This window comes from Pseudomonas oryzihabitans, from assembly GCF_007665395.1.
Classification (GTDB): Bacteria; Pseudomonadota; Gammaproteobacteria; order Pseudomonadales; family Pseudomonadaceae; genus Chryseomonas; species Chryseomonas psychrotolerans_C.
In genome coordinates, this window is sequence record NZ_VDND01000001.1 from 542,849 (window position 1) to 558,900 (window position 16,052).

Annotated in this window: 15 protein-coding genes; 13 read left to right on the plus strand and 2 right to left on the minus strand. The window is 68.0% G+C overall.

The genetic code is table 11. The annotated features are described in order from the left end of the window. The first annotated feature begins 8 nt into the window (after positions 1 to 8). Both FSV73_RS02510 and FSV73_RS02515 read left to right on the plus strand, forming a co-directional pair. Positions 9 to 494 (plus strand): flavin reductase family protein, encoded by a 486-nt coding sequence (locus tag FSV73_RS02510; RefSeq protein ID WP_145003369.1) that lies wholly within the window; start codon positions 9 to 11, stop codon positions 492 to 494. Between the two features lie 129 nt (positions 495 to 623). Further along, entirely contained in the window at positions 624 to 1,382 is a 759-nt protein-coding gene (locus FSV73_RS02515; protein WP_145003372.1) for a GntR family transcriptional regulator, read from the plus strand. A 206-nt stretch (positions 1,383 to 1,588) separates the two neighbouring features. On the opposite strand, the gene FSV73_RS02520 is transcribed toward FSV73_RS02515, so the two are convergent. Next, complete coding sequence (locus FSV73_RS02520) at positions 1,589 to 1,876, minus strand: DUF1330 domain-containing protein (RefSeq protein WP_145003374.1); 288 nt, start codon at positions 1,874 to 1,876, stop codon at positions 1,589 to 1,591. A 79-nt stretch (positions 1,877 to 1,955) separates the two neighbouring features. On the opposite strand from FSV73_RS02520, the gene ribBA reads away from it, so the two are divergent. The 5 genes from ribBA to FSV73_RS02545 all read left to right on the plus strand — a co-directional run bounded on the left by ribBA (position 1,956) and on the right by FSV73_RS02545 (position 7,180). Continuing rightward, on the plus strand, positions 1,956 to 3,065 hold the full coding sequence (gene ribBA / locus FSV73_RS02525) for a bifunctional 3,4-dihydroxy-2-butanone-4-phosphate synthase/GTP cyclohydrolase II (RefSeq protein ID WP_145003376.1): 1,110 nt from the start codon (positions 1,956 to 1,958) through the stop codon (positions 3,063 to 3,065). Between the two features lie 191 nt (positions 3,066 to 3,256). Further along, positions 3,257 to 4,279, plus strand: coding sequence for an ABC transporter substrate-binding protein (locus FSV73_RS02530; protein ID WP_145003378.1), 1,023 nt, complete (start codon positions 3,257 to 3,259; stop codon positions 4,277 to 4,279). 1 nt (position 4,280) lies between these two features. Next, positions 4,281 to 5,207: an ABC transporter permease gene (locus FSV73_RS02535; protein WP_145003381.1), complete on the plus strand. Its 927-nt coding sequence runs from the start codon at positions 4,281 to 4,283 to the stop codon at positions 5,205 to 5,207. A 4-nt stretch (positions 5,208 to 5,211) separates the two neighbouring features. Then, entirely contained in the window at positions 5,212 to 6,021 is an 810-nt protein-coding gene (locus FSV73_RS02540) for an ABC transporter permease (protein WP_145003383.1), read from the plus strand. Between the two features lie 16 nt (positions 6,022 to 6,037). After that, complete coding sequence (locus tag FSV73_RS02545) at positions 6,038 to 7,180, plus strand: ABC transporter ATP-binding protein (protein ID WP_145003384.1); 1,143 nt, start codon at positions 6,038 to 6,040, stop codon at positions 7,178 to 7,180. 20 nt (positions 7,181 to 7,200) lie between these two features. Here FSV73_RS02545 and FSV73_RS02550 read toward each other — a convergent pair whose 3' ends face one another. Next, positions 7,201 to 8,109, minus strand: a complete 909-nt coding sequence (locus FSV73_RS02550) for a LysR family transcriptional regulator (RefSeq protein WP_145003386.1) — start codon at positions 8,107 to 8,109, stop codon at positions 7,201 to 7,203. Positions 8,110 to 8,476: 367 nt separating this feature from the next. Between FSV73_RS02550 and FSV73_RS02555 the strand changes: the two genes are divergently transcribed. From FSV73_RS02555 to FSV73_RS02580, 6 genes are all read left to right on the plus strand, one after another. Beyond that, positions 8,477 to 9,640, plus strand: a complete 1,164-nt coding sequence (locus tag FSV73_RS02555; protein ID WP_145003388.1) for an isovaleryl-CoA dehydrogenase — start codon at positions 8,477 to 8,479, stop codon at positions 9,638 to 9,640. Positions 9,641 to 9,650: 10 nt separating this feature from the next. Next, entirely contained in the window at positions 9,651 to 11,258 is a 1,608-nt protein-coding gene (locus tag FSV73_RS02560; RefSeq protein WP_145003391.1) for a carboxyl transferase domain-containing protein, read from the plus strand. A 3-nt stretch (positions 11,259 to 11,261) separates the two neighbouring features. Then, entirely contained in the window at positions 11,262 to 12,062 is an 801-nt protein-coding gene (locus tag FSV73_RS02565; RefSeq protein WP_145003393.1) for an enoyl-CoA hydratase-related protein, read from the plus strand. After that, positions 12,059 to 13,993, plus strand: a complete 1,935-nt coding sequence (locus FSV73_RS02570; protein WP_145003394.1) for an acetyl/propionyl/methylcrotonyl-CoA carboxylase subunit alpha — start codon at positions 12,059 to 12,061, stop codon at positions 13,991 to 13,993. Before FSV73_RS02565 ends, FSV73_RS02570 begins: the two co-directional genes overlap by 4 nt. Then, complete coding sequence (locus FSV73_RS02575; protein WP_145003396.1) at positions 13,990 to 14,904, plus strand: hydroxymethylglutaryl-CoA lyase; 915 nt, start codon at positions 13,990 to 13,992, stop codon at positions 14,902 to 14,904. The genes FSV73_RS02570 and FSV73_RS02575 overlap by 4 nt, the downstream gene beginning before the upstream one ends. Before the next feature lie 80 nt (positions 14,905 to 14,984). Further along, entirely contained in the window at positions 14,985 to 16,019 is a 1,035-nt protein-coding gene (locus FSV73_RS02580; RefSeq protein WP_145003398.1) for a LacI family DNA-binding transcriptional regulator, read from the plus strand. The last annotated feature ends 33 nt before the right edge of the window (positions 16,020 to 16,052 follow it).

Below are 16,052 nucleotides of genomic sequence, written 5' to 3' on the forward strand. Positions count from 1 at the left end.
TGGCAGTCATGATCGATCCGACAATCTACAAGCAGGTAATGGGCGCCTTTCCGTCCGGCGTCACCGTGGTCACCACCCTGGACGCCGAGGGCAATCTCGCCGGGCTGACCGCCAGTGCCTTCAGCGCCCTGTCGCTGGATCCGGCGCTGGTGCTGTTCTGCCCCAACTACAGCTCGGATACCTACCCCCTGCTGCGCGACGGCAAGGGCTTCGCCATCCACCTGCTGAGCGCGGAACAGCAGCGCATCGCCTACGCCTTCGCCGGCAAGGGCAAGGACAAGACCCAGGGCATCGAGTGGACGCGCAGCGCCCTCGGCAATCCGCTGCTGGCCGATGCCACGGCGGTGATCGAGTGCGAGCTGTGGCGCGAATACGATGGCGGCGACCACGCCATCATCGTCGGCGCGGTGAAGAATCTCATCGTGCCGGAGCAGGAGGTGATCCCCATGCTCTATCACCGCGGCCGGATGGGCGCGGCGCCGAGCTATGCCTGAGCGGACGGGCCCATGAACGCCTGCAAGGGGGCATGCTAGACTTGCCCTCTTCCGCCCTGGCGAGCACGCAGGTTCCATCCAGTCGCGTGCCTCGTCGTCGCCTGTAGAACCGGTCCGCCAGAGAGCCCCATGAGACGCGCGCAACTAGACGACAGCTTCAAGATCACCCGTAGCCCGGTCACCTTGCGTGAAATGGTGTGCAATCGCCTGCGTCAGGCGATCCTGAACTTTCAGTTGCTGCCGGGCGATCGCCTGGTGGAGCGAGATCTCTGCGACCGCCTGGGCGTCAGCCGCACCTCGGTGCGCGAGGCCCTGCGTCACCTCGAATCCGAAGGCCTGGTGGAATTCGCCGATGCCCGCGGACCGCGGGTGGCCATCATCACCCTGCAGGACGCCTGCGACCTCTATGAATTGCGCTGTGTGCTGGAAGGCATGATCGTCCAGCTGTTCACCCTGCGCGCCGGCCCCAAGGAGATCGCCGCCCTGGAACAGGCCCTGGCGGAAAACCGCGAAGCCCTGGAAGGCGCCGAGCTGCCGGAGGTCATCGAGTCCGTGCAGAATTTCTACGATGTGCTCATGGAGGGCTGCGGCAACCGTGTCGCCGCCACCCAGTTGCGCCAGCTGCAGGCGCGCGTCAGCTACCTGAGAGCCACCTCGGTGTCCCAGGCCAATCGCCGCCAGGCGAGCAATGCCGAGATGGAACGCATCGTCGCGGCGATCCGCAGCGGGGATGCCCTGGCGGCGCACCAGGCGTCGGTCGACCATGTACGCTCGGCCGCCAAGGTGGCCCTCGACTATCTCCAGCGCCAGCAGGAGCACGAGGGCGAAGTCGCCCGCGAACTCTTCGCACCCCGTGTGCAGGATGAGCCGCGCATCGAGCGCCAGTGAGTTTTTTCAGAGCTTAGCTGCCCGATCTTGGCGGCGCTTCGTCGGCTCGAGCGGCGCTGCCGTTCCTCGCCTAGCCCTGCCATGACGCGTCGTGGCGCCTAGCCCGGACGCGAAAAATCACTCGCCGATTCTGGCGCGAACCTCTGCAACACCACCCTGACCCGCGCTCGACCAGACCCGGCAGACGCCAGGTCCGGGTGCCTTTCTCATAGTCCCTCGACGATGAAGATCTCGGCCCGTGCCGCCGTCTGGCGGTGGCCGCAGGCTGCCTGATACTCCGCCGAGCGATAGCAGGCCAGCGCCTGTTCGTAGGAATCGAATTCGATCACCACCCGGCGCGTCGCCCAGCCTTCGCCTTCCAGTTGTTCGGCCCGTCCACCGCGGGCGAGGAAGCGACCGCCATAGCGGGCGAAGGCCGCGGGGGCGCGTTCGGTATAGCCGCGATATGCCTCGGGATCGGTCACGTCGACCTGGGCGATCCAATAACCTTTCATGGAATCTCACCTCTTTCGCTGCGATTTGTCTCATGGTATACCAGATTACGAAGCTATCCAGCCTATCCGAGAGGTTACCGTGGCCATCCACCCCATCGAAGCGATCATCGAGGATTTCCGGGCCGGCAAGATGGTCATCCTGGTCGATGATGAAGACCGCGAGAACGAAGGCGACATTTTGCTCGCCGCCGACGCCTGTTCTCCGGAAGCGATAAGCTTCATGGCCCGTGAAGCCCGCGGTCTGATTTGCCTGACCCTCACCGAAGAACGCTGCCGCCAGCTCAACCTGATGCAGATGGTCAGCGACAACGGCACCGTCCACGGCACCGCCTTCACCGTCTCCATCGAAGCCGCCAGCGGCGTCACCACCGGTATCTCGGCGGCGGACCGGGCACGCACCATCGAAGCCGCGGTGGCCCCCGACGCCGCCCCGCGCGACCTGGTCCAGCCCGGCCACATCTTTCCGCTGCGAGCCCGCGACGGCGGCGTACTGACCCGCGCCGGCCATACCGAGGCCGGTTGCGACCTATCACGGCTGGCTGGTCGTGATCCTTCGGCGGTGATCGTCGAGGTGATGAACGATGACGGCAGCATGGCGCGGCGCCCGGACCTGGAGCGCTTCGGCGAGCGCCACGGCATCAAGCTTGGCACCATCGCCGACCTCATCCACTATCGCCTGCGCCACGAGCACACCGTGGTCCGCATCGGCGAGAGCGAGCTGCCCACCGTGCACGGCACCTTCCGCCTGCTGACCTACGAAGACCGCATCGAAGGTGGCGTCCACCTGGCCCTGGTGATGGGCGAGCTCGATCGCGAGACCCCTACCCTGGTCCGCGTCCACGCCCTGGACCCGCTGCGCGACCTGGTCGGCGCCGAATACAGCGGTCCGCCGAGCTGGACCCTGTGGGCGGCACTGGAACGCGTCGCCGAGGAAGGCCACGGCATCGTGGTGGTACTGGCCAACCATGAATCCTCCCAGGCGCTGCTGGCCCGGGTGCCCTCGCTGACCCAGCCCAAGCGCCTGTTCGAGCGCTCCCAGTCGCGCATCTACGCCGAGGTGGGGACCGGGGCACAGATACTGCAGGACCTGGGCGTCGGTGCTATCCGCCACCTGGGTCTGCCGCTGCGCTACGCCGGCCTGACTGGGTACGAGCTGGAGATCGTCGAAACCCTGCCCTATCCCGGCTGATGGCAGGACGTCACGCGGGAAGGCTTGCAAAAGGTTTGGAATACCATAATATCGACTTACGCCAAGGCCCGAATCAGACGGGCCCGACAGAACAAGTCCAAGGCCCCATTTTCCTGGCCCCTGGCCGCACTGCTCTTAGAACGGACGAGGCATCAGCGCCTCGTCGATCCAATAACAGAGAGGGCATCAAGATGTTGCTGAAGCGCAAGGTCGTATCCGTGGTCATCGCCGGTCTGCTCGCCACCCTGGGCGTTCAGGCCCAGGCCGAGAGTCTCAACTTCACCAGCTGGGGCGGCACCACCCAGGACGCCCAGAAGCAGGCCTGGGCCGAACCCTTCACCCAGCAGACGGGCATCCAGGTGGTGCAGGATGGCCCCACCGACTACGGCAAGCTGCAGGCTATGGTGCAAAGCGGCAATGTGCAGTGGGACGTGGTCGACGTGGAGGCGGACTTCGCCCTGCGCGCGGCCCAGCAGGGCCTGCTCGAACCGCTGGACTTCAAGACCATCGATCGCAGCAAGATCGATCCGCGCTTCATCAACGATCACGCGGTGGGCTCCTTCTTCTTCTCCTTCGTGCTCGGCTACAACCAGGGCAAGCTGGGCAGCAAGCAGCCGCAGGACTGGTCGGCGCTGTTCGACACCACCACCTATCCCGGCAAGCGGGCGCTCTACAAGTGGCCGAGTCCCGGCGTGCTGGAGCTGGCGCTGCTGGCCGACGGGGTACCCAAGGACAAGCTCTATCCGCTGGACCTGGACCGCGCCTTCAAGAAACTCGACACCATCAAGAAGAACATCGTCTGGTGGGGCGGCGGCGCCCAGTCGCAGCAGCTGCTCGCCTCGGGCGAGGCGAGCCTAGGGCAGTTCTGGAACGGGCGCGTCCATGCCCTGCAGCAGGACGGTGCGCCGGTGGGCGTGAGCTGGAAGCAGAATCTGGTCATGGCCGACATGCTGGTGGTGCCCAAGGGCGCCAAGAACAAGGACGCGGCGATGAAATTCCTCGCCGAGGCCAGCAGCGCCCGCGGCCAGGCCGATTTCGCCAACCTCACCGCCTACGCGCCGGTCAACGTCGACAGCGTCGCCAAGCTAACCCCGGAGCTGGCCAAGAATCTGCCCACCGCCTACGGCAGCGAGCAGGTGACCCTGGATTTCGCCTACTGGGCCCAGCACGGTGGCGAGATCGCCAGCCGCTGGAACGAATGGCTGGTGAAATGACATGGCGGCCTCCAGCTCCAGCCGGGCGGTGCTCGGCTCCGCCACGGACCCCAAGCGCCGGGTGAGCGACCCGGCGCGCAATCGGGGTGAGAGGGCCGTACGCTGGAAGGGGGCTAGCCACCTCGTCCCTGCCCTGCTGTTCCTCGGCCTGTTCTTCCTGATCCCGCTGATCGGCCTGCTGCTGCGGGGCTTTCTCGAACCTGCACCGGGCCTGGGCAACTACCAGACCCTGTTCGCCAACGGCGCCTATGCCCAGGTCCTGCTCAACACCTTTGGCGTGGCCGCCCTGGTGACGCTGTTCAGCGTGCTGATCGGCTTTCCGCTGGCCTGGACCATCACCCTGATGCCACGGGGCTGGGGCCGGTGGCTGTTCAACATCGTGCTGCTGTCGATGTGGACCAGCCTGCTGGCCCGCACCTACGCCTGGCTGGTGCTGCTGCAGGGCGCGGGGGTGATCAACAAGCTGCTCATGGCGGTGGGGCTGATCGACGAACCCCTGGCACTGGTGAACAACCTGACCGGGGTGGTGATCGGCATGACCTACATCATGATTCCCTTCATCGTGCTGCCGCTGCAGGCGACCCTGCAGGCCATGGATCCCATGGTGCTGCAGGCCGGCGCCATCTGCGGCGCGAGTCCCTGGACCAACTTCCGCAAGGTATTCCTACCGATGTGCCGGTCCGGCCTGGGCTCGGGTGCGCTGATGGTGTTCGTCATGTCGCTCGGCTACTACGTGACCCCGGCGCTGCTGGGTGGGGCGCAGAACATGATGCTGCCGGAATTCATCATCCAGCAGGTGCAGTCCTTCCTCAACTGGGGTCTGGCCAGCGCCGCCGCGGCCTTGCTCATCGTCATCGCCCTGGTGCTGTTCGCCCTCTATCTCCGGCTGCAACCGGAATCCCCGGTCGATCCCCAGAACGCGAGGTGACCCCATGCTGCTCACTCCCAACGCCCTCGGCTGGCGGCTGCGCGGCGGCCTGCTGCTGATCACCGGCGCCATCGCCGCGGTGCTGCTGCTGCCCATCGTCTTCATCGTGCTGCTGTCGTTCGGCTCCTCCCAGTGGCTGGTCTTCCCGCCGCCGGGCTGGACGCTGAAGTGGTACCAGCAATTCTTCGCCAACCCGGAATGGATGCAGGCGGCCCTGGCCAGCCTCAAGGTGGCGCTGCTGACCACCCTGGTCTCGGTGGCCCTGGCCCTGCCCTGCGCCTTCGCCCTGGTACGCGGCAAATTTCCCGGCCGCAAGACGCTCTATGCGATCTTCACCCTGCCGATGATCGTGCCGCTGGTGGTGATCGCCGTGGCCATCTATGCGCTGTTCCTACGCCTGGGCTACACCGGCACCCTGCTCGCCTTCGTGGTCAGCCATGTGATCGTCGCCCTGCCCTTCGCGCTGATCGCCGTCATCAACTCGCTCAAGCTATTCGATCAGTCCATCGAGGATGCCGCGGTGATCTGCGGCGCCTCGCGCCTGCAGGCGATCTACCGGGTGACCCTGCCGGGCATCTGGCCGGGCGTGTTCGCCGGGGCGCTGTTCGCCTTCCTGGTGTCCTGGGACGAGGTGGTGCTGAGCGTGATGATGGCCAGTCCCAACCTGCAGACCCTGCCGGTGAAGATGTGGTCCACCCTGCGCCAGGACCTGACCCCGGTGATCGCCGTGGCCTCCACCGTGCTGATCGGTCTTTCCCTGCTGGTGATGCTCGCCGCTGCCCTGCTGCGCCGCCGCCAACCCCAATTCCGCTGATACCCGGAGCCCTGCCATGAGCGCCGTCCTTCAGAACACCGCCGCCGCGGCCCCCCTGGTCCGCCTGCAGAATCTCAACAAGCACTACGGCGATTTCACCGCCGTGGACGACCTGTCGCTGGACATCCAGGAGGGCGAATTCCTCACCTTCCTAGGCTCCAGCGGTTCCGGCAAGTCCACCACCCTGGCGATGCTGGCCGGGTTCGAGACCCCCAGCTCGGGTGCCATCAGCGTTGCCGGGCGCTCGCTGCTGCGGGTACCGCCGCACCAGCGCGACATCGGCATGGTGTTCCAGCGCTATTCGCTGTTTCCACACCTGTCGGTGCGCGACAACATCGGCTTCCCCCTGGACATCCGCAAGGTCGGCGCGGCGGAGCGCAACCAGAAGGTTGACGCCATGCTGCGCCTGGTGCAGCTCGACGCCTTCGCCCATCGCCGGCCGGCGCAGCTCTCCGGCGGCCAGCAACAGCGGGTGGCCATCGCCCGGGCGCTGGTCTATGAACCACGCATCCTGCTGATGGACGAACCCCTCGGCGCCCTGGACAAGAAGCTGCGCGAAGACCTGCAGGACGAACTGCGCCAGCTGCACCGTCGCCTGGGCATCACCATCGTCTACGTGACCCACGACCAGGAAGAGGCGCTGCGGCTGTCGCAGCGCATCGCCATCTTCAGCCATGGGCGCATCGTCGGCCTGGGCAGTGGCTACGACCTTTACCAGAATCCGCCGAATGCCTTCGTCGCGGCCTTTCTCGGCAACTCCAACTTTCTCAAGGTCACCGCCCGGGCCCAGGCCCATTGCACCTTCGAAGGCCAGGAGCTGGCGATGCGCCCGACCGCCGGCGTCAGACCGGGGCAGGCGTTGCTGCTGATGCTGCGACCGGAAAAGCTGCAACTGCTAACCACCGAACAGGCGACGACCCTGCCCCTGCCAGCGGGCTGGAACGAGATCCCGGCACGGGTCGGCGAGGCGCTGTTCCTGGGCGAGAGCCAGAGCTGCATGCTGCAGACCGCAGGGGGTGTCCCGCTGATGGTCAAGTCGCTGGCCCATACCCAGGGCCTGCAGCCCGGCCAGGTGGTACGGCTGCGCTGGGCCGCCAGCGACGCCTGCGTCTACACCGAATGGAACGACGCCGACCTGAGCAAGGCGGCCGCCCACTAGGGCAACGGGCTAGCACCCCGCTACCCCGCCGCCGACACCAGGAATTGCCGAAACGCCTGGGCCCCGGGGCTCAGGCGCTCTTCGGGACTCCAGATCAGGCCCAGCTCCATGGGCGGGATGGCATCGGCCACGGGGCGGGCTTCCAGCTTGCGGCCTTCCAGCGACCAGCCGCGATAGAGCATGTCGGAAAGGATGGGCACGCCGAAGCCGTGGGCGACCAGGCCGCGCAGGGATTCCATGGACGAGGTCTTGAACACCACGTTGGGTTCCAGGCCCGCCGCGCGCCAGTAGCGCAGGGTCGAGGTCTCGCCTTCGTCCACCGTGGCGAGGATGTAGGGATAGGGGGCGATGTCGGCCAGGGTGACGCGCTCCGGCGCCAGCAGCGGATGGGCGCTGGGCAGCCAGAGCTGGCGCGGCGAGCGCATCAGCAGGTGGCGCTCGAAGGGCTGGGTGGCGTCGACGTTGGAGATGACGGTGAGACCCAACTCCAGGGTGCCGTCGGTGATGCCGGCTTCGATACTGGGTCGGTCCATGTCGCGCAGGTCGATGTCGATCTGCGGATAGCTGCGCTTGAAGCGTGCCAGCAGGGTCGGCAGGTAGTAGCCGAGCACCGCATAAGAGGCGCCGACGCGGGCCTGGCCGGTCAGCGCATGACTCTGGAACAGCGGCTGGCTGACGGCGTCCTGCAGGGTGTCGAGGACGTGCCGGGCATGGTGATAGAACTGGTGTCCTTCGGCGGTGAGCTTGACGCCATGGGGCAGGCGCTCGAACAGCCGCACGGCGAGCAGCGCCTCCAGCTGGCTGACCGCCGTGGTGACCGCCGACTGACTGACGTTGACCGCGCTGGCGGCCAAGGAAAACTGGCTGTTCTCGGCGGCGGCGACGAAGTAGCGCAGCTGCCGCATCGAGATGTCCTTGAGCATTGCCATCTGCTTTTCCAATACCTGGATTCTATTTTTATCGTTTCACGATAGCGCATTTCTCCTCCTAGACTCAGAGGCACAGGCGCGCCGCCTTCCTCTTGCGGTCGCCACGACAAGAACAATGAACAGGAGGACGGACCATGAGCGCCCTGGCGCCCGCGTTCCACACCCGCGCCCCGTGCGCACCCTTGCCCAGCCGTCGGCGGTCCTGCCCGACGTCCTTGTGGCTATCGCTTGCGGGCCATGCCCGCGCCTGGCCGCCGACGCCGCCCCAGCCTGTCCCTTTCTGCTCCGCGCCGCGCTCGGCCGCCGACCCGTGCGCGCCTAATCGGCTGACCGCTCGCACCCGACAATCCCAACAACAGGTGACCCCATGAGCTACCCGAGTCTCAACTTCGCCCTGGGCGAGACCCTCGACCTGCTGCGCGATCAGGTGCACACCCTGGTCGCCCGCGAGGTGGCGCCGCGCGCGGGCGAGATCGATGCCAGCAACAGCTTCCCCCTGGACCTCTGGCGCACCTTTGGTGACCTGGGGCTGCTCGGCATCACTGTGGGCGAGGAATACGGCGGCGCAGGGCTCGGCTACCTGGCCCATGCGGTGGCCATGGAAGAGCTCAGCCGCGGCTCGGCCTCGGTGGCCCTGTCCTATGGCGCCCACTCCAATCTCTGCGTCAACCAGATCCACCGCAATGGCAGCGCCGCGCAGAAGGCTCGCTACCTGCCCCGGCTGGTCAGCGGCGAGCACGTCGGCGCCCTGGCCATGAGCGAACCCAATGCCGGCTCGGACGTGGTCTCCATGAAGTTGCGCGCCGAACGCCGCGGCGATCGCTATGTGCTCAATGGCAGCAAGACCTGGATCACCAACGGACCCGATGCCCACACCTATGTGATCTACGCCAAGACCGAACCGGAAAAGGCGGCCCATGGCATCACCGCCTTCATCGTCGAGCGTGACTGGAAGGGTTTCAGCCGTGGTAGCAAGTTCGACAAGCTGGGGATGCGCGGCTCCAACACCTGCGAGTTGTTCTTCGACGAGGTGGAGGTGCCGGAGGACAACGTGCTGGGCCAGGTCAATGGTGGGGTCAAGGTGCTGATGAGCGGCCTGGACTACGAGCGGGTGGTTCTCGCCGGTGGCCCGGTGGGCATCATGCAGGCCTGCCTGGACGTGGTGCTGCCCTATGTCCATGACCGCAAGCAATTTGGCCAGAGTATCGGCGAATTCCAGCTGATCCAGGGCAAGGTGGCCGATCTCTACACCGGGCTCAACGCCAGCCGCGCCTATCTCTATGCGGTGGCCCAGGCCTGCGACCGCGGCGAGACCACCCGCAAGGACGCCGCCGGGGTGATCCTCTACACCGCCGAGAAGGCTACCCAGATGGCCTTGGACGCCATCCAGATCCTGGGTGGCAACGGCTACATCAACGAATACCCCACCGGCCGCCTGCTGCGCGACGCCAAGCTCTATGAGATCGGCGCCGGCACCAGCGAGATCCGCCGCATGCTGATCGGCCGCGAGCTGTTCAACGAAACCCGGTGAGGACGCCTTCATGACCGTGCTGACCTCCACGCTGAATCGCCGCACCCCGGACTACCAGCGCAACGCCGCCGCCATGGCCGAACAGCTGAAGCAGCTCGACGGGCTGCTGGCGCGCATCCGCGAAGGCGGCGGGGCCAAGGCCCAGGCGCGCCATACCGCGCGCGGCAAGCTGCTGCCCCGCGCGCGCATCGATCTGTTGCTGGACCCGGGCTCGCCCTTCCTGGAGATCGGCGCCCTGGCCGCCCTCGACGTCTACGAGGAAGAGGTACCCGCCGCCGGGGTGGTGGCCGGCATCGGCCGCATCGAGGGGGTCGAGTGCATGATCATCGCCAACGACGCCACGGTGAAGGGCGGCTCCTACTATCCGCTCACGGTGAAGAAGCACCTGCGCGGCCAGGCCATCGCCCTGCAGAACCGGCTGCCCTGCCTCTATCTGGTGGATTCCGGCGGCGCCAACCTGCCGCGCCAGGAAGACGTCTTCCCCGACCGCGAGCACTTCGGCCGGATCTTCTTCAACCAGGCGACCATGAGCGCCAACGTCATCCCGCAGATCGCCGTGGTGATGGGCTCCTGCACCGCCGGCGGCGCCTATGTGCCGGCCATGAGCGACGAGACCATCATGGTGCGCCAGCAGGCCACTATCTTTCTCGCCGGTCCGCCGCTGGTGAAGGCCGCCACCGGCGAGGTGGTCAGCGCCGAGGAGCTGGGCGGCGCTGACGTCCATTGTCGGACCTCCGGCGTGGCCGATCACTACGCCGAGAACGATGCCCATGCCCTGGCCCTGGCCCGGCGCTGCATCGCCAACCTCAACTGGCGCAAGCTGGGCGACTTGCAGCTGAAGACGCCCAGCGCGCCGCTGTATCCGGCCGAGGAGTTGCACGGCCTGGTGCCGGCCGATCCCAAGCAGCCGCTGGAGGTGCGCGAGGTGATCGCGCGGCTGGTGGACGGCAGCGTCTTCGATGAATTCAAGGCGCAATTCGGCACCACCCTGGTCTGCGGCTTCGCCCACCTGCATGGCCATCCGGTGGCCATCCTCGGCAACAACGGCATCCTCTTCGCCGAATCGGCGCAAAAAGGCGCGCACTTCATCGAACTGGCCTGCCAGCGAGGCATCCCGCTGCTGTTCCTGCAGAACATCACCGGCTTCATGGTCGGCAAGAAATACGAGGAAGGCGGCATCGCCAAGCACGGCGCCAAGCTGGTCACCGCGGTGGCCTGCGCCCGGGTACCCAAGTTCACCGTGATCATCGGCGGCAGCTTTGGCGCCGGCAACTACGGCATGTGCGGTCGCGCCTACGATCCGCGCTTCCTGTGGATGTGGCCCAACGCGCGCATCGGCGTGATGGGCGCCGAGCAGGCGGCCGGGGTGCTGGTGCAGGTCAAGCGCGAGCAGGCCGAACGCGCCGGCGAGGCCTTGGACGACGCAGAGGCGGCGCGCATCAAGACCCCCATCGTCGAGCAGTACGAGCGCCAGGCCCATGCCCACTATTCCAGCGCGCGGCTGTGGGACGACGGGGTGATCGACCCGGCCCAGACCCGCGAGGTCCTCGCCCTGGCCCTGTCGGCCAGTCTCAACGCCCCTCTCGAGCCGACGACCTTCGGCGTCTTCCGGATGTAGGCCATGACTGACTTCCACACCCTGGAACTGATCCGCGATCCGCGCGGCTTCGCCACTCTCTGGCTCGACCGCCCGGATCGCCACAATGCCCTGGATGCGCAGCTGATCGCGGAGCTGGGCAGCGTGCTCGCCGAGCTCGCCAGCGACCAGGAACTGCGCTTTCTGCTGCTGCGCGGTCGCGGGCGGCACTTCTGCGCCGGCGCCGACCTCGCCTGGATGCAGGCCTCGGCCCGCCTGGACGCCGCCGCCAACCGCGCCGACACCGAGCGCCTGGCCGACGTGATGTATCGCCTGCAGGCCCTGCCAATGCCGACTTTGGCGGTGGTCCAGGGCGCGGCCTTTGGCGGCGCAGTGGGCCTGGTCAGCTGCTGCGACCTGGCCCTAGCCGCCAGCGACGCCATCTTCTGCCTGTCGGAGGTGCGCATCGGCCTGGTGCCGGCGGTCATCGCGCCCTTCGTGATCCGCGCCCTGGGCGAACGGGCGGCGCGGCGCTACATGCTGGGTGCCGAGCGCTTTTCCGGCGAACGCGCCGCCGAACTGGGCCTGGTGGCCGAGACTGCGCCTGCTGCCGACCTGGAGCCCCTGGTCGAGGCCTGGATCGCCCGGCTGCTGGACAACGGGCCCCAGGCATTGCGTGCCTGCAAGCGGTTGCTGGACGGCGCGGGCGCCCGCGCACCCCGCGCCGAGGTGCGCTCCTTCACCGAGGGCCTGATCGCCGAGGTGCGCGTCACCCCCGAAGCCCAGGAAGGCCTGCAGGCCTTTCTGCAGAAACGTCGCCCCGCCTGGCAGGAGACCTCGCCATGACCTTCGACCGTCTGCTCGTCGCCAACCGCGGCGAGATCGCCTGCCGGGTGATGCGTACCGCCAAGGCCCTCGGCCTGGGTACCGTGGCCGTGCACAGCGCCATCGATGCCGGCGCCCACCACGTGCGCCAGGCCGACTGGGCGATGGACCTGGGCGGGACCAAGCCGGCCGACAGCTATCTGCTGGGCGAACGCATCATCGCCGCCGCCCTGGCCGCCGGCGCCCAGGCGATCCATCCGGGCTACGGCTTCCTGTCCGAGAATGCCGCCTTCGTCGAGGCGGTGGCCGCGGCGGGGCTGGTCTTCGTCGGTCCGCCCGCCGCGGCGATCCGCGCCATGGGCAGCAAGTCGGCGGCCAAGGCGCTGATGACCGACGCCGGGGTGCCCCTGGTGCCGGGTTACCATGGCGAGGACCAGTCCCTGGCCACCTTTCGCGACGCCGCGGCGCGCATCGGCTATCCGGTCCTGCTCAAGGCCACCGCTGGCGGCGGCGGCAAGGGCATGAAGATCGTCGAGCGCGAAGCCGACCTGGCCGAGGGCCTCGCCTCGGCCCAGCGTGAAGCGCGCTCGGCCTTTGGCGATGCGCGGATGCTGGTGGAGAAATACGTGCTGCAACCGCGGCACGTGGAGATCCAGGTGTTCGCCGACGGGCACGGCCACTGCCTCTATCTCAACGAACGCGACTGTTCCATCCAGCGCCGCCACCAGAAGGTGATCGAGGAGGCGCCCGCGCCGGGGCTCACGCCCGAATTGCGCCGGGCCATGGGCGAGGCGGCGGTGCAGGCGGCCCAGGCCATCGGCTATGTCGGCGCCGGCACTGTGGAATTTTTGCTCGACGCCCGCGGCGACTTCTTCTTCATGGAGATGAACACCCGGCTGCAGGTGGAGCACCCGGTCACCGAGGCCATCACCGGCCTGGACCTGGTGGCCTGGCAACTGCGCGTGGCCGCCGGCGAACCCCTGCCCCTCACCCAGGCCCAGGTGCCGCTGCACGGCCATGCCATCGAGGTGCGCCTCTATGCCGAGGACACCGACCAGGGCTTCCTGCCGGCTTCGGGTACGCTGCAACTCTATCGCGAGCCCGCGGCTGGGCCGGGGCGGCGGGTGGACAGCGGCGTGGCGGAAGGCGACGAGGTGTCGCCCTTCTACGATCCCATGCTGGCCAAGCTGATCGCCTGGGGCGACAGCCGTGACCAGGCGCGCAAGCGCTTGCTGGCCATGCTCCAGGACACCGCGGTGGGCGGTTTCGCCACCAACCTCGCCTTCCTGCAGCGCCTGCTGGCCCATCCGGCCTTTGCCGCGGCGGCGCTGGACACCGGTTTCATCGAGCGGCATCAGGCGGCCTTGCTGCCCGCACCCGCAGAACTGCCGGAGGCCTTCTGGACCCTGGCGGGCCAGGCCTGGCTGGCGACGCTGCCCGCCGCAGCCGATGCCACGTCACCCTGGGCATCCCGCCAGGGCTGGCGCCTGGGCGGACCGCCGCGCATCGCGCTGCGGCTGGCCTGTCGTGGCGAGGTGCGCAACCTGACCCTGGTCGACCCGCTGGCGGTCGAGGTACGCGGTGATCGGCTCCACTGGCAGGCGGACGGCGTTCGCCAGAGCGCCCGCCTCCACCGCCGAGGGCCGACGCTGTTCCTCGAATGGCAGAGTCGCTTCGAAGCCGTCACCTGGGCCGATCCGCTGGCCGAGGTTGCCCGCCAGGCCGATGCGGGTGGTCTCACCGCGCCGATGAACGCCAGCGTGGTGGCGGTCTCGGTAGCCGTCGGCGATGCCGTGGCAGCCGGGGCCCCGCTGGTGGTGCTGGAGGCGATGAAGATGGAACACAGCATCCGCGCGCCCCGCGCCGGCGTGGTGGCGGCGCTGTTCTGCAGCCCCGGCGAGCTGGTGGCCGAGGGCGCGCCGCTGGTGGAACTGGAGGCGGCGCCGTCATGAGCGAGGCCTTGCCGACCCGGGTGCGGCTGGTCGAGGTCGGACCCCGCGATGGCCTGCAGAACGAGCCTCAGGCGCTAGGGATCGCCGAGCGCATCCAGCTGTGCACGGCGCTGGTCGCCAGCGGCGTGCGGCATCTGGAGGTGGGCAGCTTCGTCTCGCCACTCTGGGTGCCGCAGATGGCGGGAACCGCCGAGGTGCTGGCAGGACTCGGCCGGCCTGAGGCCGTAGTGCGTTCGGTACTGGTGCCCAACCTGAAGGGCTTCGAAGCCGCCCTGGCCGCGGGGGTGGACGAGATCGCCGTCTTCGCCGCCGCCTCGGAGGGATTTTCCCAACGCAACATCAATTGCTCCATCGCCGAGAGCCTGGCGCGCTTTGTGCCCGTGGTCGAGGGCGCGCGGGCGGTGGGCATCCGGGTACGCGGCTACGTGTCCTGCGTGCTGGGCTGCCCCTACGATGGCGAGATCGCAACCGACCAGGTGGCCAGCGTGACCCGCGAGCTGCTGGACCTGGGCTGCGCCGAGGTCTCCCTGGGCGATACCATCGGCGTCGGCACCCCGGGTCGGACCCGGGCGCTCTGGCAGCGACTGGGCCGAGAGGTGCCGCTCAGCCAACTGGCCGGGCACTTCCATGACACCTATGGCCAGGCCCTGGCCAACGTCTATGCCAGCCTGCTCGAAGGCGTCGCGGTGTTCGACAGCTCCGTCGCCGGCCTCGGCGGCTGTCCCTATGCCCAGGGCGCCAGCGGCAATGTCGCCAGCGAAGACCTGGTCTATCTGCTGGATGGCCTGGGCATAGCGACCGGGCTCGATCTCGCCAGACTGGTCGAGGTCGGCCAGGACGTCTCCGCCCTGCTGGGGCGCCCTAATCAGTCGCGGGTCGGCCGCGCCCGGACGACGCGAGCGGTCGACTAGCGGGGGGCTCTGGCCAGCGCCCATGGCAACCGCCGGGGCTTGCTCGCATAATGGCGGCCTCTCTCATCCAAGGACCCGCTTTGGCCAGGAAGTCCCGACGCGAACTCGCCCAGCTCGATGGCACCACCGAGCTGCCCCTCACCGTGCGCGAGGTCGCCCTCGCCGCCGGAGTGTCGCCCATTACCGTGTCCCGAGCGCTGCACCGCCCGGGCCTGGTGAGCGACGCCACCCGCGATCATGTCCTGGCCGTGGTCAAGGAGCTGGGCTACGTACCCAATCTGCTGGCCGGCAGCCTGGCCTCCAGCAAGAGCCGGCTGGTGGCCATCCTGCTGCCCACCATCGCCAATTCCATCTATGCCACCGTGGTACAGGCGATCATGGAGCGTCTCACCGAGGCGGGCTACCAGGCGCTGATCGGTCCCACCGGCTATTCGCCGGAAAAGGAAGAGGAATTGCTGGAAGCCATCCTCGGCCGCCGCCCCGATGGCATCGTCCTCACCGGCACCCTGCACACCCCGGCCAGTCGCGCGCGGCTAGCGGCGCTGAACATCCCGGTGGTGGAAGCCTGGGACCTGAGCGCCGAGGCCCTGGACATGCAGGTGGGCTTTTCCCACGAGCAGGTCGGCGCGGCCCTGGCGGACCACTTCGTCGCCCGCGGCTATCGGCGATTCGGGGTGATCTCGGTGGACGATCCCCGCGCCATGCGCCGCAACCTGGCCCTGCAGGCCCGCCTGGTCGAACTGGGCATCGCCGAATTGCCCATGGAAGTGCTGCCGCTGCCGGCCACCTGGGAAGTCGGCCGGATCGGCCTGGCGCGCCTGCTGGCACGCCCGGAGCCACCGGAACTGGTGCTGTGCAGCTCCGACACCCTGGCCCTGGGCGTGGTCGCCGAGGCCAGCAGCCGCGGCCTGCGCATCCCCGCGCAACTGGCGGTGGTCGGCTTCGGCGACACCACCAACGGCCGCTTCGCCACCCCGGCGCTGTCCACGGTCAGCGTCAATGCCGATGCCATGGGCCAGCGCGTCGCCCAGGCGCTGCTCGATCGCCTCGCTGGCGACGGCACCCCGGTCAGTCTCGACACCGGTTTCGCCCTGATCGAGCGCCAGAGCTCCTAGCCACTTTTTTGCGCCCGACCACAGATTTAACGG